The sequence below is a fragment of the Leptospira licerasiae serovar Varillal str. VAR 010 genome (assembly GCF_000244755.1).
GTDB classification, from domain to species: Bacteria; Spirochaetota; Leptospiria; order Leptospirales; family Leptospiraceae; genus Leptospira_B; species Leptospira_B licerasiae.
Genome location: NZ_AHOO02000006.1, coordinates 225,995 through 250,740, shown reverse-complemented (window position 1 = coordinate 250,740; position 24,746 = coordinate 225,995). Strand labels below are relative to the sequence as shown.

At 41.0% G+C, this 24,746-nt stretch carries 24 protein-coding genes; 13 read left to right on the top strand and 11 right to left on the bottom strand.

Features of this window, described 5'->3' with window-relative positions:
• Positions 1 to 160 precede the first annotated feature (160 nt).
• Positions 161 to 976, bottom strand: a complete 816-nt coding sequence (locus tag LEP1GSC185_RS09390; protein WP_008591492.1) for a hydroxyacylglutathione hydrolase — start codon at positions 974 to 976, stop codon at positions 161 to 163.
• A gap of 27 nt (positions 977 to 1,003) precedes the next feature.
• Positions 1,004 to 1,318 carry an STAS domain-containing protein gene (locus tag LEP1GSC185_RS09385; RefSeq protein ID WP_008590086.1) on the bottom strand — a complete coding sequence of 105 codons (315 nt, stop codon included), beginning with the start codon at positions 1,316 to 1,318 and terminating at the stop codon, positions 1,004 to 1,006.
• A gap of 275 nt (positions 1,319 to 1,593) precedes the next feature.
• On the opposite strand from LEP1GSC185_RS09385, the gene LEP1GSC185_RS09380 reads away from it, so the two are divergent.
• Both LEP1GSC185_RS09380 and glpK read left to right on the top strand, forming a co-directional pair.
• On the top strand, positions 1,594 to 2,550 hold the full coding sequence (locus LEP1GSC185_RS09380) for an MBL fold metallo-hydrolase (RefSeq protein WP_008591479.1): 957 nt from the start codon (positions 1,594 to 1,596) through the stop codon (positions 2,548 to 2,550).
• Positions 2,551 to 2,581: 31 nt separating this feature from the next.
• Positions 2,582 to 4,078 carry a glycerol kinase GlpK gene (gene glpK, locus LEP1GSC185_RS09375; protein WP_008590669.1) on the top strand — a complete coding sequence of 499 codons (1,497 nt, stop codon included), beginning with the start codon at positions 2,582 to 2,584 and terminating at the stop codon, positions 4,076 to 4,078.
• On the opposite strand, the gene LEP1GSC185_RS09370 is transcribed toward glpK, so the two are convergent.
• The 6 genes from LEP1GSC185_RS09370 to sppA all read right to left on the bottom strand — a co-directional run bounded on the left by LEP1GSC185_RS09370 (position 4,075) and on the right by sppA (position 9,924).
• Positions 4,075 to 5,385 carry a hypothetical protein gene (locus LEP1GSC185_RS09370; protein ID WP_008590526.1) on the bottom strand — a complete coding sequence of 437 codons (1,311 nt, stop codon included), beginning with the start codon at positions 5,383 to 5,385 and terminating at the stop codon, positions 4,075 to 4,077. The two genes, glpK and LEP1GSC185_RS09370, sit on opposite strands and share 4 nt — an antisense overlap.
• 17 nt (positions 5,386 to 5,402) lie before the next feature.
• Positions 5,403 to 5,690, bottom strand: coding sequence for a hypothetical protein (locus LEP1GSC185_RS09365; RefSeq protein WP_008589534.1), 288 nt, complete (start codon positions 5,688 to 5,690; stop codon positions 5,403 to 5,405).
• Positions 5,691 to 5,746: 56 nt separating this feature from the next.
• On the bottom strand, positions 5,747 to 6,727 hold the full coding sequence (locus tag LEP1GSC185_RS09360; RefSeq protein ID WP_008591122.1) for a PP2C family protein-serine/threonine phosphatase: 981 nt from the start codon (positions 6,725 to 6,727) through the stop codon (positions 5,747 to 5,749).
• A complete protein-coding gene (locus tag LEP1GSC185_RS09355) occupies positions 6,724 to 7,341 on the bottom strand; it encodes a hypothetical protein (protein ID WP_008591325.1) in 618 nt (205 codons plus the stop codon). The genes LEP1GSC185_RS09360 and LEP1GSC185_RS09355 overlap by 4 nt, the downstream gene beginning before the upstream one ends.
• A gap of 145 nt (positions 7,342 to 7,486) precedes the next feature.
• Entirely contained in the window at positions 7,487 to 8,905 is a 1,419-nt protein-coding gene (locus tag LEP1GSC185_RS09350) for an MBOAT family O-acyltransferase (protein WP_008591057.1), read from the bottom strand.
• A 23-nt stretch (positions 8,906 to 8,928) separates the two neighbouring features.
• Positions 8,929 to 9,924, bottom strand: a complete 996-nt coding sequence (sppA, locus tag LEP1GSC185_RS09345; protein ID WP_008591613.1) for a signal peptide peptidase SppA — start codon at positions 9,922 to 9,924, stop codon at positions 8,929 to 8,931.
• Between the two features lie 170 nt (positions 9,925 to 10,094).
• On the opposite strand from sppA, the gene LEP1GSC185_RS09340 reads away from it, so the two are divergent.
• The 5 genes from LEP1GSC185_RS09340 to LEP1GSC185_RS09320 all read left to right on the top strand — a co-directional run bounded on the left by LEP1GSC185_RS09340 (position 10,095) and on the right by LEP1GSC185_RS09320 (position 15,767).
• On the top strand, positions 10,095 to 10,967 hold the full coding sequence (locus LEP1GSC185_RS09340; protein WP_008590228.1) for an aldose epimerase family protein: 873 nt from the start codon (positions 10,095 to 10,097) through the stop codon (positions 10,965 to 10,967).
• A 76-nt stretch (positions 10,968 to 11,043) separates the two neighbouring features.
• Positions 11,044 to 12,738, top strand: coding sequence for a DNA repair helicase XPB (locus LEP1GSC185_RS09335; protein ID WP_008596578.1), 1,695 nt, complete (start codon positions 11,044 to 11,046; stop codon positions 12,736 to 12,738).
• Positions 12,739 to 12,755: 17 nt separating this feature from the next.
• Positions 12,756 to 13,973: a pyridoxal phosphate-dependent aminotransferase gene (locus LEP1GSC185_RS09330; protein ID WP_008589769.1), complete on the top strand. Its 1,218-nt coding sequence runs from the start codon at positions 12,756 to 12,758 to the stop codon at positions 13,971 to 13,973.
• Between the two features lie 19 nt (positions 13,974 to 13,992).
• On the top strand, positions 13,993 to 14,967 hold the full coding sequence (locus LEP1GSC185_RS09325; protein ID WP_008591072.1) for a hypothetical protein: 975 nt from the start codon (positions 13,993 to 13,995) through the stop codon (positions 14,965 to 14,967).
• Positions 14,952 to 15,767 (top strand): alpha/beta fold hydrolase, encoded by an 816-nt coding sequence (locus tag LEP1GSC185_RS09320; protein ID WP_008590636.1) that lies wholly within the window; start codon positions 14,952 to 14,954, stop codon positions 15,765 to 15,767. The genes LEP1GSC185_RS09325 and LEP1GSC185_RS09320 overlap by 16 nt, the downstream gene beginning before the upstream one ends.
• Here the strand turns inward: LEP1GSC185_RS09320 and LEP1GSC185_RS09315 are convergent.
• Positions 15,733 to 17,199: a sodium:solute symporter family transporter gene (locus LEP1GSC185_RS09315; RefSeq protein WP_008589561.1), complete on the bottom strand. Its 1,467-nt coding sequence runs from the start codon at positions 17,197 to 17,199 to the stop codon at positions 15,733 to 15,735. The two genes, LEP1GSC185_RS09320 and LEP1GSC185_RS09315, sit on opposite strands and share 35 nt — an antisense overlap.
• Before the next feature lie 118 nt (positions 17,200 to 17,317).
• On the opposite strand from LEP1GSC185_RS09315, the gene thrB reads away from it, so the two are divergent.
• Positions 17,318 to 18,295: a homoserine kinase gene (gene thrB / locus LEP1GSC185_RS09310; protein WP_008590351.1), complete on the top strand. Its 978-nt coding sequence runs from the start codon at positions 17,318 to 17,320 to the stop codon at positions 18,293 to 18,295.
• Here the strand turns inward: thrB and LEP1GSC185_RS09305 are convergent.
• Positions 18,292 to 18,936, bottom strand: coding sequence for a hypothetical protein (locus tag LEP1GSC185_RS09305; RefSeq protein ID WP_008591114.1), 645 nt, complete (start codon positions 18,934 to 18,936; stop codon positions 18,292 to 18,294). The genes thrB and LEP1GSC185_RS09305 overlap by 4 nt on opposite strands.
• Positions 18,937 to 18,939: 3 nt before the next feature.
• Positions 18,940 to 19,263 carry a hypothetical protein gene (locus LEP1GSC185_RS09300; RefSeq protein WP_008591727.1) on the bottom strand — a complete coding sequence of 108 codons (324 nt, stop codon included), beginning with the start codon at positions 19,261 to 19,263 and terminating at the stop codon, positions 18,940 to 18,942.
• 230 nt (positions 19,264 to 19,493) lie between these two features.
• Between LEP1GSC185_RS09300 and LEP1GSC185_RS09295 the strand changes: the two genes are divergently transcribed.
• The 5 genes from LEP1GSC185_RS09295 to bioA are packed head-to-tail and all read left to right on the top strand — an operon-like array spanning position 19,494 to position 24,698.
• Entirely contained in the window at positions 19,494 to 20,561 is a 1,068-nt protein-coding gene (locus LEP1GSC185_RS09295) for a DsbA family protein (RefSeq protein WP_008590841.1), read from the top strand.
• Positions 20,562 to 20,592: 31 nt separating this feature from the next.
• The gene (locus LEP1GSC185_RS09290) at positions 20,593 to 21,573 is read left to right on the top strand and encodes a malate dehydrogenase (protein WP_008590400.1); all 981 of its coding nucleotides are present in this window, start codon (positions 20,593 to 20,595) and stop codon (positions 21,571 to 21,573) included.
• Between the two features lie 16 nt (positions 21,574 to 21,589).
• Positions 21,590 to 22,729: an aminotransferase class I/II-fold pyridoxal phosphate-dependent enzyme gene (locus tag LEP1GSC185_RS09285; protein ID WP_008591722.1), complete on the top strand. Its 1,140-nt coding sequence runs from the start codon at positions 21,590 to 21,592 to the stop codon at positions 22,727 to 22,729.
• Between the two features lie 2 nt (positions 22,730 to 22,731).
• Positions 22,732 to 23,397, top strand: coding sequence for a dethiobiotin synthase (bioD, locus tag LEP1GSC185_RS09280; protein WP_008590077.1), 666 nt, complete (start codon positions 22,732 to 22,734; stop codon positions 23,395 to 23,397).
• Positions 23,394 to 24,698 carry an adenosylmethionine--8-amino-7-oxononanoate transaminase gene (gene bioA / locus LEP1GSC185_RS09275; RefSeq protein WP_008591486.1) on the top strand — a complete coding sequence of 435 codons (1,305 nt, stop codon included), beginning with the start codon at positions 23,394 to 23,396 and terminating at the stop codon, positions 24,696 to 24,698. Before bioD ends, bioA begins: the two co-directional genes overlap by 4 nt.
• Positions 24,699 to 24,746: the final 48 nt, after the last annotated feature.

The following is a 24,746-nucleotide window of genomic DNA, read 5'->3' as shown; positions in this document are numbered from 1 at the left end:
GGATAAATCTCAAAAATTTATCGGGGGATTCTCTCTTAGTCATAGCTCGCCTGCGCGGACTTAAATAACCTGGTCCGTTTTCCGGAAAACGCCATTATAAAATATTAGATATTGTTTGTACTGAATTCGGAAAAATAAAAAGAAGAAGTTAAAATATCTTCTACCATTTATCCCGGAGAGATCTGAGCGCAATGAACAGAGTTTGAGGATCTGCCTCCAAGGACTGATTTTGCATTTTATTTCGAATGCCTGAGACCAGATTTTCTTTCGGGTCAAATACAAGGAAGAATGGATTGAATGTCCTTTCTTCCGAAAAGTTCGTGGTCCAAAATTCTTGGTCCGCTTTCATACTTTCCGCTTTAGTCAAAGCCTTTACGGCGGCATCGTTTTTTGGATCGATAGAAAGACTGAATTTTAGATTGTTTTTTAGATAATCATGTCCTGGATACAGTCTAACGTTTCCCGGAAGATTTTGGAACTCCTTCAGAACAGTTTTATACAAAGTTTTAGGATCTCCGCCTCGCGAACAATTCCCAACTCCGGAATTAAAGATCGTGTCTCCAGTAAAGACCGAGTATGTAGATCCATTTTCTATCTGTAAAAGACATACATGAGCAAAAGTATGTCCCGGGGTATAGATGACTTTTAAGTATGAATTTCCATCCGGACTTTCTAGGATTTTTTCTCCTTCTTCTAAAGAGATAGAAGCATGAGGGATTTTTCCTAGTCCGGCAGGATGCGCCAGAACTTTAGCCTGGTATTTGGAAACAAGTCCTTCGTTACCGCAGGTATGGTCATTATGTTCGTGAGTATTAAGGATATAATCCAGACTCCAGGACTTATTCTCTAACACTTGAGAAATTTGGTCCGGATCGTAAGGGTCTATAGAAAGTGTTTTTTGAGAAATTGGTTCTCTGACCAGGTAAGTAAAATTTCGAAGAGGACTGTCCGTGTAAATCCTGATAACTTCCAACATGGAATTTAGACAAGTGAGAAGGTAAAGTTATTGGATAATGTCTAAGTGTTTGTCTAGATTCGCAATCCTTAAAATAGTCATCACATCTCTACTTAAATTTCTGAGTTTCAGATGCCCATGTCTTTCTGTGACATACTTTTGGGTATTGAAGATTGCCCCGATCCCGGACGAGTCCAAATACACATCGCCGTCGAAGTCCAGGATGATATCCTTATGCCCCTCGTCAAACTGGCGAATGATGAGTTCTTTTAACGCAAATGCGTTCTTTAGACTTACATTCCCTTGGATCTTAACTACACAAGACCCTTGTTCCAGGGATACGTCTGTTTGAAAACCTTCCAATGAGTGGCTCCGATCTCTATTTCTCTGACTATCCTCGGGCCAAGAAAACAACGAATCTCCGAAAGAAATCCGGAATTAATTTCTAAACCGGGAGGGAACCCGATCCATTAGACTAATTTGCGGCAAAGAGGAGGTAAACTCTTTTTTGGAACGAAAACCCATCTAAATCTATTTCAAATAAAATAAGAAATAGCTCGCAAAAACTACTGATTCGGGAAAACTAAGTGCTCGATTTTGTCGCGGAACGAGCGGTTTCGGACGATATTTAAGACTGTATGCGGATCAAATTCTGGGGAGTGCGGGGCTCCATTTCTTCCCCCGTTCAGGGAGACCTGATTCGATCTAAAATTCTAAGGATACTAAGCTTGGCATCTCCGTCCGACCTGCAAAGTCCGGAGGCGATCGAGGATTTTTTAGACTCCTTAGCCCTCTCCAATTGGAGCACCTACGGCGGGAATACTACCTGCATAGAGATCCGGGATAAAGAAGATCAACTTGTCATTATAGACGGAGGTACAGGACTCAGGGAACTGGGTAACTCCATCTTACACGAAGGTTACGGTTCCGGAAAAGGAAAGGCGGTTTGGATCTTCACTCATACTCATTGGGACCATATCCAAGGAATTCCATTCTTCGTTCCTTTGTATACTCCGGGCAATAAATTCGAATTCGTAAGTTCTGTAGAAAATTTAGAAGAAAGATTGAGATACCAGCACACTTTCACTCATTTCCCGGTTCCGTTCGACGGTTTCCAGGCCGAAAAAACTTTTCGTCATGTTCCGGAAGGTAGGGCTTTCAGAGTCACCGATTCCATTACCTCCATTTCTAAAGCGGTTCGCCATCCCGGCGGAAGTTTTTCCTATAGATTTGAGGAAGACGGTAAAGCGCTCATCTTTGCATCCGACGCTGAATTCAATTTGGACGAAATGGAAAATATAGAGGATTACCTGAACTATTTCAGAGGAGCTGACGTTCTAGTATTCGATACGCAATATACCTTCGAAGAATCCTTGCAGAAAATCGATTGGGGGCATAGCACTGCTTCCATGGCGACTGACATTGCCCTTAGGGCAAATGTCAAAAAATTAGTAATGTTTCACCATGATCCTTCTTATGATGACGAAAAATTGGATGCGGTATATCTGCGTGCGATTAAATACAAAGAAATGTTTGATCCGGATAACCAATTGGAGATCATCATGGCAAGAGAAGGTCTGGAAATCCAAATTTAATCTTTAATTCAATCGATCAGGGAGTAATCGAATGAGTGAATATATCATCGGAATAGATGCCGGTACCACAGGTATACGTACTTTTTGTTTTAGTAAATCCGGGGCAGTGATCTCAAGCGCTTATTCCGAATTTAAACAATACTTTCCAAAACCGGGTTGGGTGGAACATGATCCTGAAGAGATCTGGGCGAAAACGGAAAAACTGATCCTGAAAGCGATCCGCAACGGAAAGTTAAAGCCTGAAAAAGCGGTAGCGATAGGGATCACCAACCAAAGAGAGACCACAGTATTATTCGATAAGGATACGGGTGCTCCCGTATATAACGCAATCGTATGGCAATGCCGTAGGACTTCCGACTTTTGCACTGGATTGAAAAAAGAAGGTTTGGAACCAATTTTCAGAAGAAAAACAGGCTTAGTCGTCGACGCATATTTCAGCGGAACCAAGATCAGATGGATCTTGGACAATGTAAAAGGTGTCAGAGCAAAAGCGGAAAAGGGGAAAGTTCTTTTTGGAACGATCGATACTTATCTTTTATATCGTTTGACCGCCGGAAAGTCCCATAAAACGGATCATACAAATGCAAGCAGAACTCTTATCTTCAATATAGAAAAGAAAGAATGGGATAAGGAACTATTAAAGATCCTGCAAATACCTGAGGCTATCCTGCCAGAAACCCATAATTCTTCCAACCTATTCGGAAGAACGGAAGGTGTGAAGGGGCTGCCTGATGGAATTCCAATTTCTTCTTTAGTAGGGGACCAACAAGGGGCACTGTTCGGACAATTATGTACTGAACCAGGAGAGGCAAAGAACACGTACGGGACAGGTTGTTTCTTATTATTCAATACTGGAAATAAATTACAAATTTCTAAAAATAATCTGATCACAACACTTGCCTGTGGGCCGGAAGGAAAAACTGTTTATTGTTTAGAAGGATCTATTTTTATCGGTGGGGCTGTCATACAGTATCTAAGAGACAATCTCAGATTCTTTAAGGAGTCTAAACTTTCCGAAAAGATGGCTGCGTCCGTGACCAAGGATGATGATGTGGTATTCGTTCCTGCATTTTCCGGATTGGGTGCACCTTATTGGGATATGAATGCAAGGGGAGCGATCTTGGGTCTGACCAGGGATACTACTCAAGAACAGATCACAAGAGCTGCATTAAAATCAATCGCATTACAATCTTATGAACTAGTGGAAGCGATGGAGAATGATACCGGCTCTAAATTAAAAGTCCTGAAAGTGGATGGGGGAGCAACCGCTAATAACTGGCTTATGCAATACCAGGCGGATATTTTGGGTAAGAAGATCGTAAGGCCTTCTAACCTGGATACGACCGTTTTGGGAGCGGCATATCTCGCAGGACTAGAAAGAGGTTTTTATTCTTCGGTAAACGATCTGAAAAAAAATCAAAAAACAAACAAGGAATTTACCCCTAAACTAAGCTCCAGTCTTAGAGAAAAGGAAATCAGAGTTTGGAAGGATTCTGTAAAAAGAATTCTCACCTCCGATTCTAATTAGTATGAAAAAGAGAGCAGGCTAAACTCCAAAGGTTTTTTTTCGGAATTGATGCCTGCTCCTACGATCAGTTTTGCCTGATCATATTTAGGGATTTCTAAAATAGAATCCGCAGAAATTTTAAAAAACTCGTATTGATCCCTTTCCTTCTTCGAGAGATAAATATCTATTCTGATTATATCCATATATTTAAGGACTCTAAGAAGGATTTTATCCTTGGTAACGGCATAAAGTTCGATTTGATTAGAAGACCTATTTAAATTGTATTTTTCTGAAGGGACACTTTCGAATTCTATCTCAGTTTTAGAAATATCCTCCTCAGTAGAATTTTCGATGCTGGATATACTTTTATAAACTGTAAAATTCCCTTCTTCATAATAGATCCTTCTGGAAAAACGTCTGAAAATCTCTTTTTCCACGATTTCCGGAAAAGATTCTCCTGGCTCAGGTTTTTTGCTAGGACCATCTAAGATTTGTTTCCATTTGTTTTTAGAAACATTTTTCTCCACCATTCTTCGTACAGGAGGAGAAAGTTTTGGGACCGAAAATTTTAAAATCCTTTCATCCAATTTGTTTAGAATTGAATTTAAGAATGGTCCATGTATCAGAGGAAGAATCTCGATAGAAAAGATCCGATCTCTCAGAAATTTGGCAAACTCTATCTCGTAAGTAAAAAGATTGGAAACTAACTCCTGTTCTTCCGTAGGAGTTCCTGCGTACAATATCTTTACCAAACGAAATAGATATGTTTTACTTTCAGGGTCGAAATATAACTCTTCGATCTTTTTGGTAACTTCTTCTTCATTCAGTTCCGGGTTCACTATATCTCTGAGGGAAAGATATTTGGTGGAGAACATTCTTTTTCGGAATATTCTATTTAGTTTAAATTTTCCAGTTCGGAAACTTCCTATTTGAGTTTGTAAATTTTCTCTGAGAACGAGAATGGGTATAGGAGATTGTGATGACGGAGTTCCTACTAGTTGATAAGGATTCGAACGGATCGGGTAACTGCGATCCTCGAAAATCTCTTCGGAATCTTTGGGAAATCTGGAATCTTCTGAATACAGTAACCCGTTCGCTAATTTTAAATAAGGTGGTGATTTGATCGCGGAACTCGGGACGATCTTACGATCATATTCCACTTCATATAGGAACTTTGGGATCAGCGCCGCTTGAGAATATAAATAAGGGAGTTCTTCGATATTCGATAAAGGGAAATCGTAAAAAGGCGAAATTTTAGAATGTACCCTTGCTACAGAATCGGGATTGCAGAATAGAAAATGATAATTCTCTCCCTCGAAGTAGATCATGGGAACTTGCGAAAAGATTAATCTTCTTCGAATAGATCCGGATGTAAAACGGATAGGCCCGGCGCCTTTAACTCTCTTTTGGAAAGTTTGGAAACCAGTTGTTTCTTAAATTGGATCCAGTCATAAGTTTCCTTTAAAGAATCTAACTCTTCTTCGAAGCCGTATTGTAAAAAGTCCAGTGTCTCTTCTTCCGTAAGTCCTGTGACAAGACTACTGTCGGAAACGACTCTTAAAATTTTACGAATATCTCTCTCGTTCCAGAGTAGGATTCCAGAAAGTCTTACGACCCAGTATTCATGGTCCATTCTTACAGGATCGTCTATTATTTCTCTTTGTTCAAGATTAAATTTAAATTAAGATCTTAGAATTTTCTGATCACTAAAAGACTCATATCATCTTGTATCCTGCCGCCGGTATGTTTCACAACGTCGGAGAATAGGTCGTCGATTAGTCTGCGGATATTTTTTTTGGGCGCGGTTTCTAAAAATTTGTACAAATTTTCTCCATAGTAACCGCCTATACTTCTATTCTTTTGTTCGAATAGACCGTCCGTAAAACAGAATAGAATATCGTCCCTATCCATTTTAAAACTTTGAGAAGGTTTCGGTTTTTTAAGGGGAGAATTCATAACAGTCGAAAGGAATTTTCCATCAGTGCTTACAACGTAAGTTTTATCTTCCTTGCTCTTATACAAAACTAGACTAGGATGAATTCCTGAATGGAGGAAATTCCCCTTATTATCCGCCTTCATTAAAAGGAAAGTTGCGTACAAACTCCTATGGATATGGGGATAAGTATTAGTTCTTTCTTCTAGATGTTCTAATATTTGGTCAATGATCTCGTGAGGAGTTTCGAATTTATGGACCAGATGGCCCATTTGGTTCATGATCATTAGACTGAATAACCCGGCTACATATCCGTGACCGGATGTATCTCCGATTCCCATCCAATAATTTCCGTCTTTGTCTTTTAAAAAATTATAGAAGTCTCCTCCGATCGGGTTATAGGTCATACATCTTCCGCGGATCTCATAGTTTTCATCCACATAATCCAAAGGAAGAACGTAGTTTTGCATCCTACTGTCCCCTCTACGAAAACGTTTGATGATCTTTCCGAATTCCTGCTCTTTAGGGAGGATCTTTTCCGTGATAAACAAAACGAATGCGGAAAAGTTAATGAATAAAGTAAAGCAGCATACTAAGAGTAAAACGATCGGAACTTTGACCGGCGGAGTGTAGAATTTTAGCCCAATTCCCAAACTGCCTAAAATGGAAAGATTCAGCACGATCAAAACCGGCCAGGCGTCTTTCATATACTGTTTGATCGTAGTGGAACTTCTCATCTTACCTTATAATAGGCGTGGCCTTGGTATTCCTTCTTGGAATAATTCTTGCGAGAGATCCTGAATAATTCGTCTTCTGCATAAGGTGTATTTGTGCCCTCTACAACGCCGAAAGGTTTTTCTCTGTATCCTGATTCATAGATCATCGGAATTACGGAATCGTTTGCAGGATCGTAATGATACAATAGTTTGTGGGAAGTTTCCAGGAAATTTATTTCCGGACCTGAGATTTGTTTTCCGTCTTTCCAAACGGATTCTTCTTTTTTTATTTTTTGAGTGGTAAGTAAGATCCAATTTCCCCTAGACTCATATTTTCCGGATCCTTCTATTTGGATTCGACGGGTCACTCCTTTTTCTTCGATCTCTCTCATATAGTATTTTTGGAAAGTTTTTTCCGAATTCGAAAATTCTAATCTTTCTGATTGTTTTTCCTTATAAGTGACTGAAGTTAAGGGGGAGAAAGGTGGAAGCTTTTTGTTATATACTCCGCTTAGGAATATATCGCTGGAAGATTCAGGTCTTTCCGGAAGTTCTCTGATCCAAGAAGGTGGAAAACATCCTGAAAAAAAAGAAAGAAGTACAAGTATTCTTAGAAATGCCAGTATGTCTTTCATTGGAAAATCCGGGGAAGAAACACATTATTTGCGAGTTTGAATTCTCGCTATACTTCCAAAATCCATCCGAGGCTGGGGAAAGGCAAACCGGAAATGTTTTCGCAGTCTGCCTTACGGCTTCAGATATCGGAGGAGATCAAGTCGACTAAAACTGGAAGTATATAAATTCTCCGCCTCCGTCCCCGAATATACCCATTAATAAAAGTATAACTACGGAGAAGGAAGGCAATAACCACCGGAATCGGATCTGTATCTTTTCTCTGATACTTGGATAGTATTGAACCGCATTCCAGAGGAAAGTAAATAGAATGAATGCAGCTAATTCTTCCCAACGTACGAGCGCTTTTCCGCCAATAATATTTAAGAAACCAGTAAAATAGTCCCAAGCCAAGCTGAGTGAATTTTTACCCGCAGCCGCAGTTCGGAAGAAGATACCCGAGATTGCAAATAAATGTACGATCAACGCAATTTTCCAGAAACGTTTCCAGCCTCTAGGATCTTCTTCTTTTTTAGGATCTCCCGGAGATAAGAATCTTTCTACGCCCAAGATCAGACCTAAATAAGCGCCCCAAATTACATAGCCGAAGTTTGCTCCGTGCCAAAGACCTCCTAAGGTCATAGTGATCATGGAGTTGAGTTGTGTTCTCCAGAATCCGCCCCTGCTTCCACCTAATGGAATATACAGATAGTCTCTGAGCCAAGTAGATAAGGTAACATGCCAACGTCCCCAGAACTCTCTGAAACTTGGAGATAGGAAAGGACCACGGAAGTTTTCAGGGATCTCGTAACCTAGTAAGTATGCGGAACCTCTCGCCATATCAGTGTATCCGCTAAAGTCACAATACACCTGGCAGATAAATCCAATCGTTGTTATATATAAACTGAAAAAATTATATTCTCCCGGGTGTTGGTAAATCCCGGAGATGATCCCTGAAATATTATCAGCGATCACAACCTTCTTAAATAAGCCGGAAAGGATTAGAAAGATTCCCCATTGCACTCGATTGAAATCGATTGCAGGTTTGTCCAGTTTAGGAAGAAAATCAGTGGTCCTCATGATTGGTCCTGCGATCAACTGAGGGAAGAATAGAATGAATAGGAAATAATCTACAGAAGAGATCCTTTCCGGAACATGGTCTCTGTGAATGTCTACCTGTAGTGCGATCAACTGGAATGTATAAAAGCTGATCGCTAAAGGAAGAGGTATATGGATCCCTTTTCCAAATTCGGAGAATTGCAAAGAACCGGTAAGAAAGTCCAACGAATCCAGAAAGAAATAGAAATATTTAAAGAATGCTAAGTTGATAAAATTAAGAACTATGATCCAGGTCAGAAGTTTAGAAGTGGATTTACCTTCTCTCTTATTCTCCCAAAGTTTGAGAGAAAAATAGAAGTTCACTGCGATCACGAGTAAGAAGTGGATCGAAAAAGCCGCGCCGGAATAAAAATAAAAAAGAAGAGAAGAAACTAAAAGTAAAGGTTTTCTTCCTTTTTGAGGAAGGCTCCAATACAATAAGAATGTAAGAGAAAATAAAGCTAGATAGGGTAGGGAGTTAAAAAGCATTTTAGAATTATTTTATAAAAACCTTATTCGGGAGAGAATAGATAATGCAATTTATGATCCGGAGAGATCCGGAAAGGTAGCAAGGATTCCAAGATGGTAGGACCGGTTCCGGTATTGCTATCTATTTGGTAGAAGTTTTCCGGTTGAGGACCTTTATAAGAATAGAATACGATCCTCGGGCTAAGTGTAGAAGTTGCTTTGTATCCGGGAAGTTTTGTCACTTGAACAACTGCGTCTTCGAAATAACCGATAGAATCGATTAGTCCGGTCTCTAATGCTTGGTTTGCGGAGTAAATTCTTCCGTCTGCCAATTTTCTAAGCTCGGATTCTTTTAACTTAGGTCTTCCTTTTTTGATGATACTCAAAAATCTTTCGTAATTCTCCATAATGATATCTTGGAAAACTTTCTTTTGTTCGGGAGTAAATTCTTCGATCGGGTTGCCGGTGGCCTTGTTTGGACCGGAACGAATTGTGCTACTTTTGATCCCAAGTTTGTCCAATGCTTCCTTAGCATTGATCCCGAATCTAAGAACTCCGATGGAGCCAGTGATCGTAGTAGGATGAGCCTGGATATGGTCTGTGGCCATACTCAGATAATATGCACCGGAAGCAGCCGTGTCCATGAACAGAGAAAGTACAGGCACATTCTTCTTCTTTTTGAACTCTAAAATTTCGTGATGGATCAGATCACTCGCAGTAACTGAACCGCCGGGAGAATCTATTTTTAAGATCACTCCTTTGATTGCAGGATCCGTTGCTGCCATGGACAAATAGGTTTTTACCCTGCTAACTATACTGTCCTTCTCTCCACCTAAAAGTCCTCCTGAGGATTTTTGTCCGGAGATCTCACCCTCGATCGGGATAAGTAATATTTTATCAGGACTTTCCGTAGAAGAACCGGTGACTAATTTTTCTTTTGGGATCGGAGAGGTCTGGTTCGGAAAAGAAAGAAACAAACATTGGCTTAAAAATAAGATTCCTAAAACAAATAAAATGGATTTGTGGAATAGGAATTTCATCAGCAAGCCTCATGTCCCATTCTGGGAGGGCTAGGTATCGCTTCAATTCCTTTCCTTTCCGTATAGCTTCCAAAAAAAAGTCTCAGATCCGTTTTTTACTTTCCCTCTCAGCTAGTTTTCCCAACCTCCTTCCCGCAATGTATGAATTTCGGACGGAGAACTCTCGTTTTTTGACCGACGGTACCCAATGGTTTTCTTGGGACTGGACTCATCCAATTACAAAGGAAACATTTCCGATCATTCTACCTTATGATAAAAATCTAAGTATATTCGAATCGGGTAATTTTCTCATGTTCCCCTGGGTGAATCGTCATGCTTCCACCGAATTCGTTCTCAACGGAAAAAAATGGAATCCAAAACAACTTATCCGAGATTCCAATCAGTTTCCGGTCCATGGCCTAGTTCATTCTTTAGAAAGAAAAATTTTAAAACTGAAGAATAACCAAAAGGGCGCAGAATTCAGGGTGAACTTCCCGGAAGAATGGAAAGATTCTCCGCTTTCGGGAGTTGCCATCCGAGAAGAATATTCAATCGAAGAGACTTCTTCCGGGACTCTCCTGAGTGTGAAGACTAGATTTAATAATTTGAGGTCCGATTCTATTCGATTTGCTTACGGCTATCATCCGTATTTAAGTTTAGGAAAAAATGATGAAGAATGGAAACTTCATCTTCAGTTGGCTAAAAATTTGGAACTGGGAGAGAACTTAGTTCCGATCCAACCTTTTCTTTCCAATCCGATCTCTTCCGTTTTGGACGGGGAGAAGATCCCAAAGTTAGATCATTTGTTTTACGGAAAAGAGCCTAGAGTCGTCTTGGAAAATGGGACCAAAAGATATTCGATAACGGTCTTAAGTCCTCCTCCGGAAGAAGGACAAATTCCATTAAATTATTATCAAATTTATACAAAACCGGATCGTTCTGCGATCGCAATCGAACCTTGTAGTTCTCCTGGTAATGCGCTCTTGTCAGGACAGGATCTAAAAGAGCTAAAAGGTCACTCCGAAGTCTCCGGAGAATTCAGGATTTTGGTGAGATCTTTATGATTCGGCCTTATAATCGCTTTCTTCTTGACAAGGAGGGGGTCATTTTCAGTCTAAGTTTTAGGGGAGATTCCACGCCGTGAGTAAACCGTTAATCGTACAAAGTGATAAAACTATGCTTTTAGAGGTGGACAATCCTGAATTCGAAGCCTGCCAGTTAGTAGTATCCAAATTCGCGGAATTAGAAAAAAGTCCCGAATATCTACACACTTATAGAATTTCTCCTCTTTCCTTATGGAACGCTGCATCCATCAAGATGAGTGCGGATGAGATCGTAGAATGTTTGGAAAAATATTCTAGATATTCCGTTCCGAAAAACGTAGTCAACGAGATCAGAGAGCAGATCGGAAGATACGGAAAAGTAAAACTAGTCAAGGAAGAGAATGGAGATCTTTGTATCATCTCCAATGAAAAAGGATTTTTACAAGAGATCTCTAATCATAGGGCCGTTCAGCCTTATATAGAGAAGACTGAGAACGATAAGATCTATATCAAAAAAGAATTCAGAGGCCATATCAAACAGGCTCTGATCAAGATCGGTTTCCCGGTGGAGGACCTTGCAGGTTACGACGAGGGAAACAAATACGGATTCAACCTCAGACCTACTACCAAGTCGGGTAGAAAGTTCGGAATGAGAGATTACCAGAGAGCTTCCGTGGAAGTATTCCATGCGGGTGGCGGGAACGAAGGTGGATCCGGAGTAGTGGTCCTTCCTTGCGGTGCCGGTAAGACTATCGTTGGGATCGGTGTGATGCAGATCGTGGGAGCGGAAACTCTTATCCTGGTCACAAACACACTTTCTATTCGCCAGTGGAAAAACGAAATTTTAGATAAAACTGATATTCCTGAATCCGATATCGGGGAATACTCCGGAGAAGTGAAGGAGATCAAACCGATCACCATCGCTACTTATAATATTCTAACTCATAGAAAGAAAAAAGGCGGGGATTTCACACACTTCCATCTATTCAGCGCGAATAACTGGGGACTGATCGTTTATGACGAGGTTCACTTACTTCCAGCTCCTGTATTCAGAATGACTTCTGAATTGCAGGCAAAAAGAAGATTGGGACTCACTGCAACCCTAGTCCGAGAAGACGGATTGGAAGAGGACGTATTCAGCCTCATCGGACCTAAAAAATACGATGTCCCATGGAAAGAACTGGAAAGCAAGTCCTGGATCGCGGAAGCAAAATGTAAAGAGATCCGTGTTTCTATGGAAGACGATCTTCGTATGAGATATTCTATCGCAGACGATAGAGAGAAGTTCCGCTTAGCCTCTGAAAATCCTGAGAAGTTGAAAGCTATCGGAATGATCATGAAAAAACATTCAGAGTCTCATTTGCTTGTGATCGGGCAATACATCAATCAATTGGAAGAGATCTCTAAAACGTTTAAAATTCCTCTGATCACAGGAAAAACTCCTTTGGGAGAAAGACAGGAATTGTACGATGCGTTTAGATCGGGCAGGATCAAGTCCCTAGTCGTTAGTAAGGTTGCAAACTTCTCCATCGATTTACCTGATGCGAATATTGCGATCCAGGTTTCCGGAACTTTTGGTTCTCGTCAGGAAGAGGCACAACGTTTAGGCCGGATCTTAAGACCGAAAGGCGAGGATAATACTGCCGTTTTCTATTCTTTGATTTCGAGAGATACGAACGAAGAAAGATTCGGTCAGAACAGACAACTTTTCCTTACAGAACAAGGTTACGAATACGAAATATACACTCTAGACCAATTCGGCGAATCCCTCGAAGAAAAAGTCGGAGCATAATAAAAAAAGAGGTCCAAATGGAATGGAACGCAAGAAGGCTGGAGGTAGTCGAGCCTTCACCCACCCTAGCAATCAGCGCTAAGGCGGCAGAACTAAAAAAGAAAGGCGAGGACATCGTAAGTTTCGGAGCGGGAGAACCTGACTTCGAAACGCCGGCTCATATTAAAGAGGCTGCTAAAAAAGCGATCGATAAGGGAATGACCCGCTATACGGCTGTTTCCGGTACGGTGGAACTCCGAGACGCAATCATTACTAAATTCAAAAGAGATAATGGACTGGAATATTCCAGGAACCAGATCATCGTAGGGACCGGCGGTAAGCAGGTTATCTATAATTTCTTCTTAGCTACTTTAAATCCTGGAGACGAGGTTATCATCCCGGCTCCTTATTGGGTAAGCTACGCGGATATAGTACGTCTGGCAGAAGGTAGACCGGTCATTGTTCCGACCAGCAAAGCGGACAATTTCCGTATTTCTCCCGCACAATTAGAGAAAGCGATCACGCCTAAAACAAAGGTAGTGGTTCTCAACTCTCCGTCTAACCCGACAGGTTCTGCATATTCCAGAAAGGAATTAGAAGCAATAGGAGAAGTGATCTTAAAACATAAGATCATGGTATTAAGCGACGATATTTATGAGAGTATCGTTTTCGACGGATTCCAATTTTCGAATCTAGCCATGCTTTCTCCCGAGCTAAAGGAACTAACCTTTGTTGCAAACGGTGTATCCAAAGCATACTCTATGACCGGCTGGAGGATTGGCTACGGCGCCGGACCTTTACAAATTATCCAAAACATGGATACTATCCAAAGTCAGTCTACCTCCAATCCTTCTTCTATCTCCCAAGCTGCCGCAGAAGCTGCACTAACCGGAGACCAGGCATGTGTAGCCGAAATGGCAAAAGCATTCCAGAAAAGAAGGGACTTGATCGTAGGACTCTTAAATGGGATCCCCGGAGTGGAAGTGAATGTTCCTCAAGGTGCATTCTATGTATTCCCTTACTTGACTGGAGTTTATGAGACTGACGGTTTCAAAAAACTGCAGGCTGCAAGTTCCGAAACAAGCAAGAGTAAATTATTCTGCGCTCATCTTTTGGATAAGTATAAAGTGGCTGCGGTTCCCGGGATTGCATTCGGAGATGATAATGCACTTCGTCTATCTTATGCGATGGGAGAAGAAGATATCAAAAAAGGTGTCGCACGGATCTCCGAAATGGTAAAGGACCTCTCCCATTAAAAGAATGTATTTACGCCGGTTGGTATACGCTATACTGATCGTAGCCTGTACATTCTCTCTTTATAGTCAGGAGAAAAAGCAGTACATCGTTTTAGATCCGGGAACGGAACTCTATCTGTTCCCGGAAAAAAAATCGGAAGTGCTGCGTAAACTTTCCTTCGGCGAAATTCTCTCCGCAGAAAACCAAAAAGAAGCTGATTCCAAATTCCAATTACTCACCGACAAGGATGGTCTTACCGGTTGGGCGGATTCTCGTTCCTTATTTAGAATGGGAAGTAAGGGAAGCTACCCTGTCATCACAAAGGCTATCGAAAAACTACTCTACCAAGACTCAGGTCCGAACGAGCTAGAATCCGTTTTTACCTATTTAACAAAAATAGAAGAAGGCCCAATCTTCCAAGGAAACGAGTATTTGTTCCTGAAGATCCGTAGGTTAGTCGTGTTACAAAGATACGCGGAAGTTTTACAATCCCCAGAATACAGATCCAAATCTAAACAGAAATTAGAAGACCTTTTAAAGAGTAACCCCACTGAGTTAGGGGTATATTCCAAAACTGGAAATTGGACGGACTCATTATCCAACGCACCCGAAGGTTCTAAACTAAAAGTCAGACCGGAAACTTTTTGGAAAGTAGCGGAAGCTTATCCAAATTCCAAACCTGGCGACTTCGCAGCTTATTTAGCGGTAAAATACACACCCGATGTCAGGTGTGGAAGAGATCCGATCTGTGTTCTGCAGGATGAGGAAAATCGTAGATTAAAATATCTTCTTCTTCAACCGAACGGGAACTATGCGCCCATCTTCTCATCTCATTTAGAAAGAAGACTGCTTCATTTTTCCAAAGACAGGGAAACATTAGTTTGTGATACGAAACTTCCTAAAGAATCCTCTCTCAAAAATTTCAGGAATAAAGTCCAGGAACTGCCTGCAAGATATGGAAAGAAGTTCTATTCTAAACTGAAAGTGATAGAAGAGGAATGTTTAAAGAAGTGAAACTTTTCTTTAAAGAATATCCGCCTAAAGAGACCGCGATACTTACTACTCCTATCTTAATATTACACGGACTATTCGGTTCATCGAAAAACTGGGTAAGCGTTTCCGAATTTTTAAGCAATTATTCCAAAGTATATAGCCTGGATCTTAGAAACCATGGAGATTCGCCTCATTCTTCCGAACATTCTCTGAGTGCAATGGCGGAAGATGTGAAGGAATTTATAGAAGACCATGGACTGAATAAAGTAATTTTACTCGGGCATTCTATGGGCGGACTGGTCGCAATGACGTTCTCGCTTCGATATCCTGAAAAAGTAGAAGATCTGATCATCCAGGATATTGCACCCAGAGATTATGAATTCAAATACGAAGGGGAGTTGGCTGTATTGAGGACGGATCTTTCTAATTTTAAGAACAGACAAGAAATCGATGCGGCTAGTTCTAAATACGTATCAAATCCGTTTATACGTAACTTTTTGCTCATGAACTTGGATAGAACGGAATCAGGTCAATATCGTTGGAAATTGAATGTGGATGCGATTTCTCGATCTAAAAACATGTTCCGGTCGGAATTTTCAGGCGCAGATAGACAATATTCCGGAAACGTAATGTTTATTATAGGCGGGATCTCCGAATATTTTCATACGAGCGACAAGATCGTATGTTTGGAATATTTTCCCAACGCCAAATTTGAGACGATCCCCGGTGGAGACCATTATATCCATTTTACTAAAGCGGATGAATTCCGTAAGATCCTTACCGAATTTATGGATTCGATCGTTTCCGGTCGGGAAAAATAAATCCAGAGACCAAGGCAAAGGTCCAGAATAGGATCATGCCTAACGGGACAAGAACCGTAAAATTATAGTTTTTTACTGTTCCTGAAATCCCAGTCACTAAGATAGAACTCGCTAAAGCCAAAGCCAATCCAAGGTCGGAGACAATAATCTTCTTTCTTAAGAACGGGATCACTTCGGTTAAAAAAACCGCTACCATTGAGCCTACAGTAAAAGAAGAGATCTTTAGCCCTAATTCCAAAAGTCCTTTTGTATATTTTTCAGGAAGGGAAAAAAAGAAGAAGGAGCTACAGAAAAGTAGGATCCCAAAGAACAAAGAAGAAATTTTCTGTCCTCCTAGATTCCATCCGAAATCCGCCTTTGCAGTCAATGATAACGAGTTTATTGAACTGGATAATGTAGACATGGTAGAAGCTAATATTCCGGAAAGTAGTAACCCTAAAAACGGAGCCGGAACTTCTTCTATTAGAAACTTGGAGAATACTTTGTCTTGTGGGATTGTCTGCCCGTTAAATTTGTAGAATAAGAATGTCCCGATCCCCAAGAACAATATCATTTGAAAGAATACGGCAATTCCGGAACCGATCATAGCCTTTTGAGCGTCTTTTACGTTTTTGGCGGCGAGTGATCTTTGGATAAACATTTGGTCCGCTCCATGGGTTCCTAAACTCAGCAATGCACCGCCCAAAACCGCCCAAGGTAGGAAGTAAGTAGCGGAAGTATTCTCCCATTCTAAGAACTTAAGTTTGTTTCCATTCCAAGCGGATGATATAACCGCAAAAGGTTCCGGATTTGATTTGTATAGAAGAACGAGTGCAAATACTCCACCAAATACATATACGAAATATTGTAAAGTATCCACCCAAACAACGGATCTGAATCCACCTTGCATCGTATATAAAACTGTGATCAAGGTCACTATAAGTAAGGTACAAACTCCAATCGAATATTGTGTGAAAGAATAAGGTAAAATTTTAGGAAGTCCAAACTCTAACAACATCGCTACAGGAAGTGTAGAGGCGTAAAGTCTTACCCCATCTCCTAAAATTCGAGTCACTGAAAAAAGGCCGGACATTGTTTTTTGGGACTTTCTTCCGAATCTGGTCCCTACCCATTCGTAAACGGAGAGAAAATTATGATGATAGGTGAGTGGGATGAGAACTAGGGCAACTACTGTTCTTCCTAAAATATATCCGAACACAACTTGCAAGAATGTGAAGTTTCCAGAATAAGCAATTCCCGGAACGGAAAGAAAGGTCAATGCAGAGGTTTCCGTCGCTACAATGGAAAGCGAAAGCGGAACCCAAGAAAGAGATCTGTTCGCTAAGAAGAATTCCTTAGATTCCGAACTTTTACGTCCGGATTTATAACCGAAGTACAGAACGATCCCGAAATAAAAAAATAGAACCAAAGCATCGGACCAAGCAAAATGCATACGCGAACATTCTTTCTTCCGCAAATCTAAGCGCAAATCAGAATTCTTTTCGTTTTAGAAAAGCAAATGACGATCGGAGAATTTCTCAAAAGATGGCAGAAAATCCGGATACTCGGCTATGAGCACGCCAAAATACAAATTCCAAATTAAGGTCCCTGGAACTTCCGCTAATTTAGGCTCCGGTTTCGATCTATTAGGATTGGCATTCCAGATTTATAACGAATTCAGTTTTGAATTCGGAAAGACCTCTGTGTTCACTAGAAATGTCAAAGGATCTTCCGCTCCTGTATTTACGGATGAAGAGGATCTCGTTTTACAATCTTATAAAACATATTTCGAAGTATTTGTTTCTAAACAAACAAGTATTCCCACTTCTCCGATTCCTTATTCAGTGACTATGGAGTTAGGACTTCCTTTAAAAGGAGGTTTGGGCTCTAGTGCAAGCGCAGTGGTTGCGGGATTTTCTGCGGCAAGGTTTGCGCAGGAGATGTATTTTCCGGATACAAAACCTCCGAGCGAATCTGAGTTTTTGTACCAACTTGCATTATTAGAAGGTCATCCTGATAATACGACTCCCGCTTATTTAGGAGGATTTGTTTTCTCCTATTTCGCAGAGGACAAACTTTATTATTTTAAAAGAAAATTCCCTAAGAATATACATTGTTTCTTTCTAATTCCGGAATTGGAGATCTCAACAAATCATTCTAGGAAATGTCTTCCGGATACGTACCCAATTTCTGATATTATTTTTAACCTAAGTAGAATGTCTACCTGGTGGGAATTCTTGGATTCAGGAGAACCTGGACTTCTAAAAAGAGCGTTGGAAGATAAGATCCATACTCCTTATAGAATGAATTCAGAATTTCCACTCTTACCTTTGGTTCAAGAGATTGAAAAATCAGCGATAGGCGTTTCTCTCTCCGGGAGCGGTCCTGCTGTTCTTGTCTATACCAGAAGAAAAGACTCCAAAAGATTGGAGAAAAAATTCTTGGAGCTTACAAAACAATTTTCAGATAGATCGGGAATACCTTGTAGGTTAGTCCGCCTTTCTCCGGACACCACAGGAGCTAAGATCTCTTTTAGAAAAATATCTTAATCTTCTTCCGAAGATCTTTCTTTTCCAAAGGAATATAGTCCTTTTTTGTCCCTGGATCTGGTAGCAAGTCCGGGATGGATCTTTTGGACCGAGAATATGAATCTCATTCTTTCCTTTCCTAACTTATTTACGAAAAAGTTAGAGGTTAGCCCTATCTCGAAATATTGGGTCATACGATCTTTGATGATCTTATCTGAGATCCTAAAGGATGCAGTTTGTCCTATTACCTCATGGCTTTCCAATTTTTCCTGGGATTCCATTTTGGCAAAGTGTTGCATACGAGGCGGTTTCATAATTGCAGGGCCGGAACGATTAATTAGAATATCATAATCTTCCGTATCTTTACCTTTTTTTAATAAGAATACTAGATGATCGTCTTGTATGGATTTACAGAGAGTAGGGATGTCTCCATAAACTTGGCCTACTGAAAATTTATAAAATCTGGTGCTTTCTGGAACTACGATCTCGTAGGTGTCGCCTTCTTCCGGAGGGTCCATTTGGCCTGGGCGTGTTTTGGCAGCATATGGGCGTAGAACTTCCCAATAGAAAAAGAATCCCATTCCTGAGACAGCAATGAGCGACAGGACTCCTAAGGCTAAATCCAGCTTGGGTGAAAATACAAGACCTAACTCAAAAGACAAGTTTTAGCCTTTTAAATCTATCTTACCGCGACCGGTCTTCGTTTCCGAGACTGAGCTAAATCTGGAACTTACGATCATAGATAAAAGATCTTTCATTTGTTCCGGACTGATCACTTGGCTCAATCTTTCCTCTGCACTTACTGGACTCGGTTTCATTACCAATTCATCTGCTTTTGGTTCGTTTTTCAGTTTGATTCCTTTCCAATCGACAGCTTGGATATCCAATACATCGCCAATTGGTTCATTTTCGGGTTTAGTCTCTCTTGGTACCGGAGACCATGTCGCCGGCGCCGGATACTGTCCCGAATGTATCCCATTTACGTTCATAAACCTAAACCTCCGTTTTCAGGTCCCTATTAATTCCTATCGGAAATCCGATCGCTTGCTTAATTTTTTTTCGAAATAATTCCTTTATAAGCCGGAATTTGAACGGTTTTTTTCCTATGGATTCTCGCCGATTTCTGCCTTTTTCATGCCCCGAATTATTCGTTTGCCTCCCATACTCAGCTTTCTAAATTGGCTGGTAGGGGAGCTTTTCTCCCTTTGGTAAGGATATTATGTCTGAAGAAACTTCTTCCACTCTGTTAGACCGAGTTTTTGGTCAGAAATTCAAGGCGGCACTTCCTTGGGTCTTCTTAGGTTACGTTCTATTATCTATTTATCCTATTGTGAAGTTCTTCATCCCTGAACATTATATGAGGATAGGCACATTCGGATTCTATACTATCTCCGATGTGAAAAAGGAGAACCCGGCTGCTTATCGTAAGTATCTGCAGGAAAATAACCAGCAGATGTACAGACTTTTCTCCCAACTTGCTTCTCAAGAGATCTTAAAAAAAGAAGCGGCTGCGAAAGGAATTCCTGTAGAAGAACTTACTAAGTTCGGAAGAGGATATGAGCCGGTCCAAGACGAAGTTGTCGCTGCATACAACCAATTCAAGAATGAGCCTGGACTAAAAGGAAAATCTTTAGCTGCCGTCCAAGACGAGATCGTAAAATATTTAAAAGCGGTCCAAGCGGATAGGGAAAGACAATCATTCTTCGGAAGAATGAGAGAAGAATATAATACAGAGATCATAGGACCTGAACTTCCTCCTCCTACTAGAGTTGCGATAGATCCTAGCGAAAATCCGACTATCGGACCTAATGATGCAAAAGTTACCATAGTAGAATTTTCGGATTTCGAATGTCCCTATTGCGCTATGAGCCAAACTACTACAAAAGCGCTCAGAGAACAGTATAAGGATAAAATAAAATGGGTCTTTAGGGATTTCCCTATGGATTTCCACAGAAACGCAATGTTCGCTCACGTTGCGGCAAATTGTTCTATTCCTCAGGGAAAATACTGGCAGTACAATAGCCTTCTTTTCGAAAACGGAAGAAAATTAGAAAAAGGGAATGTAATCAAACTAGCTCAGCAAGTCGGTTTGGACATGGGAGCTTTCAATCGTTGTATCGCCGACGAGGATAAGATCAAAAGCGAGATTGAAGCGGATATGCAGGCTGGCCAAAGTTACGGCGTGAACGGAACACCTGCATTCTTCATTAACGGTATTTTAGTGGAAGGCAATATGCCGATCCAAAATTTCACGAAGATCATCGACGAAGAGCTGAAAAACAACTAAGCTCTAGTATATAAAAAGTTAGGAGTTTCAAATGGCAAAAACAGTTAAGGTAGCAGTTACGGGTGCCGCAGGGCAGATAGGATATTCTTTATTATTTAGGATCGCATCCGGTCAGATGTTCGGAGCGGACACCCCTGTAGAGATCCAAATGTTGGAACTGGAAGCGGCTCTTCCTGCTGCTAAAGGTGTGATCATGGAATTAGAAGACTGCGCCTTTCCTCTTTTGCAAAAAGTAAGTGTTTCCGCGGATCTGGATGTCGCTTTTAAAGACATTAACTGGGCGCTTTTAGTAGGCTCCGTTCCAAGAAAAGCAGGAATGGAGAGAAGCGACCTTCTCAAAATTAACGGTGGAATTTTCGTGAACCAAGGAAAAGCGATCGAAAAGAACGCTTCTTCAGACGTAAGAGTTCTGGTTGTCGGAAACCCTTGTAATACGAACTGTCTTATCGCTATGAACAATGCGAAAGGAGTTCCTACGGATCGTTGGTTTGCAATGACTAAGCTGGATGAGAACCGCGCTAAATCCCAACTTGCGATCAAGTCTGGAAATTTGGTAAAAGATGTAACTAACGTTGCGATCTGGGGAAATCACTCTTCTACTCAATACCCTGATTTCTATAACGCTAAGATCGGCGGAAAAGTGGCAACTGATGTGATCAAGGATCATGAATGGTTAAAAGGCGATTTTATTAAGAACGTTCAACAACGTGGAGCCGAGATCATCAAAGCAAGGGGAGCTTCTTCTGCTGCATCCGCTGCTAACGGAGTTGTGGATACTGTTCGTCAGATCATTACTCCTACTCCGGCAGGAGATTGGTTCAGCGTTGCTGTAACTTCAGACGGATCTTACGGAGCCGATAAGGGACTCATCTTCGGATACCCAGTGAAGTCGGACGGAAATAAGGTTGAGATCGTTAAAGGATTAGAATTGAACGACTTCGCAAAAGAAAAGTTCAATATAACGCATGACGAACTTAAATCAGAAAGAGACGAAGTAAAAGGGATGTTATAATCCCTACGGAAAACCTGTGCAGGAAACGCAATCCTCGAAACTTCCTTTTTTTTCGGAGCTTCCTGCCTTCTTTTCTAGGTTAGAATCTCAGAATCGGATCCGGACCCTGGATCCTCCTTCTGGTCTGGATCTTTGCTCCAATGATTATCTAGGACTTTCTACTCATCCTGAAGTAATCCAAGCTCTAAAAGAAGGGATCGATATTTATGGTGCGGGTTCCACTGCCAGCCGTTTAGTTCGAGGTCACAGAACAGTATTCGAAGAATTGGAAAATGATTTCTCTGATTGGGTCCAATCGGAGGATTCACTCTTCTTCGCAAACGGATATGCCGCCAACCTTGGAACGATTTCTTGCGTTGCAGATCCTTCTTATACAATCTTTTGCGATCGAAAAAATCATGCTTCTTTAATGGATGGAGTTCGACTTTCCGGCGCTAAAAAAGTATATTATAAACATTCCGATCTAAACGATCTAGAAAATTCCCTAAAAAAATATTCCGGCACAAAACATAAGATGATCGTCACCGAATCCGTATTCAGTATGGACGGGGACAAAACGGATATATCTGCATTAATCGATCTGAAAGAAAAATATGGGGCGTTACTTTACCTAGATGAGGCTCATGCGATCGGACTTTTCGGGAAAGATGGAGCCGGAGTTTCCCTAGAAAAAAGTATCTCTAGATCTTCTGAAATAGATTTTAGAATGTCTACTTTAGGAAAAGCGCTCGGTTTAGAAGGCGCAGTTATTTCTACTTCTAAAGATGCCAGAAAGTATCTGCTTCATTCTGCTCGTACTTTTGTGTTCTCCACAGGGCCTCTTCCTGCAATCGCTCATGCGGGTAGGGTTGCTATTCGTTTAGCAAAATTGATGAACAAGGAAAGAAGTATATTAGAAGAGAATTCTGAATTTTTCAGAACTTCTCTCCACCGGATCGGATATAATACAGGAAATTCTAATACTCAAATTATACCTATACTCATGGGTTCGGAAGAACAAGCATTGGAACTTTCTTCCATTCTATATCAAAACGGATTCCAAGCCAAGGCGATCCGTCCTCCTACCGTGGATATTTCCAGGATCCGTGTTTCTCTCAATTCTAAGATTGCCAGAAAGGATCTGGAAAAATTCATACAATTGGTTCGGGAGAATTAAGCTTGTCCATCTTTGTAACCGGAACTGGTACCGATATAGGTAAAACATTCTTCTGTGCTCTTATGATGGCAAAGTATGCGGAAGAACTTGGACTAAAATATCTAAAACCCATCCAAACAGGAACGGATTCAGACAGAGTAAAGATCATGAATCTTACCGGACTCAATGAATCTTTCTTTTTAAAAAATTATTATACATTCGAACTTCCAGCTTCTCCTCATTTAGCTTCCGAAATGGAAAATACGACGGTAGATACGGACGAACTTTCCAGACATCTATTCAGTATCAAAGACGCTAAAATTTTGGTGGAAGGCGCAGGCGGAGTTTATGTTCCTCTCAATCGTTATTATTTTACGGCAGACTTGGTGGAGCAGGCAAAAATCCCATTGGTATTGGTAGCTTCTACCGAGCTTGGAACGATCAATCATACGTTATTGTCGATTGAAGCGCTTCGAAAGAGAGAGATCAAACTTTTAGGTGTATTTTTTATAGGTCCTGAAAATCCTCTTCGTTCGGACAATATTAGGACCATTATAGAAGCGGCAGAAATCGGACTTTTAGGGACATTTCTTCTTCCGGAAAGAAAGTTGTCTAGAAAAGAATTCCTTGATAAGGTTGCAAATGAATTCGATCCGGATAGGATCCTTCCGGACTTACTTTTCCCTTGATCTGGCATCCTTATACAATCCAACTAGATTCCGATCCTCCTTTAAAGATCGTCTCAGCAAAGGGAGAATTTCTATATGATGAAAACGGAAAAGAATATATAGATGCGATCTCTTCCTGGTGGGTGAGTATCCACGGTCATAATCATCCTAAACTTGTGGATGCCGTCAAAAAACAGTTGGATTCCTTGGATCATGTACTTCTTGCAGGTTTTACACATCCCCCGGCGTTAGAACTAGCTCATGAACTTTTAGAATTTACGGACTGGAACTTCCGTAAGGTTGTCTATTCAGATAACGGTTCCACTGCGCTTGAGATCATGCTTAAAATCGCACTTCAATATTTTAGGAACCAAGGCAGACAAAAGAAAAAAGTATTTATCAACTTCTCCTATTCTTATCACGGGGACACGATCGGCGCAATGAGCGTTGGAGGTGATTCCGTATTCAATCGGGTCTTCCAAAGCTTATTATTTCAAACAAAAAGTTTTCCTTCTCCTGCTTGCCATGATTGTCCTGTTTCTAAATCCCCACATTCCTGCGCAGAAGATTGTTTGGACGAACTGGAGGCATACTTATCCGCTCACTCCGAAGAAGTGGTAGGTGTTGTGATGGAACCTTTGATCGCCGGCGCAGGAGGTATGTTATTCCATAAGCCAAGCGTTCTAACTAGGCTTAGAGAGATCACAGAACGTCATGATGTGCTTCTTCTTTTGGACGAAGTGTTTACAGGTTTCGGAAGAACAGGTGCAAATTTTGCTTATCAAAAGGCAGGCATTCGTCCGGATATGATAGCTCTTGCAAAAGGGCTGACAGCTGGAATTCTACCCTTAGCTGTGACCTTGGTCAGAGAAGAGATCTATAAAGAATTCTTATCCTCTGAGCCTATAAAAGCGTTCTATCACGGTCACACTATGACCGGATATCCGCCGGGTTGCGCTTCTGCGCTTGCATCATTACGAATTTATAAAGAAGAAAATAGGCTCGCTGACGTAAAACGATTGGAGTCTTATCTGGAAGAAGGATGGGCCAAACTTAGAGCTGAATTTCCGGATAAGATAAAAAATACAAGAGTACTCGGTTCGGTGGGTGTAGGAGAACTTTTTACAGGAAAGATCCGACCCGGTTATGTAAATCCGTTTGCGAGAGAATTCCGTAGGATCTGCCAAGAGAAAGGAGTCATCCTTCGTCCGCTTGGCAATGTGATTTATATCACTCCACCATATAATATTTCAAAATCTTCTTTGGACAAGGTGTTCCAAGCAATCCGAGAAGGCCTATCGGCTTACAAGATCCAAGATTGACGAACGCCCGTTTTTATATCGAATAATGGATTGCCAAGGAAAACACCG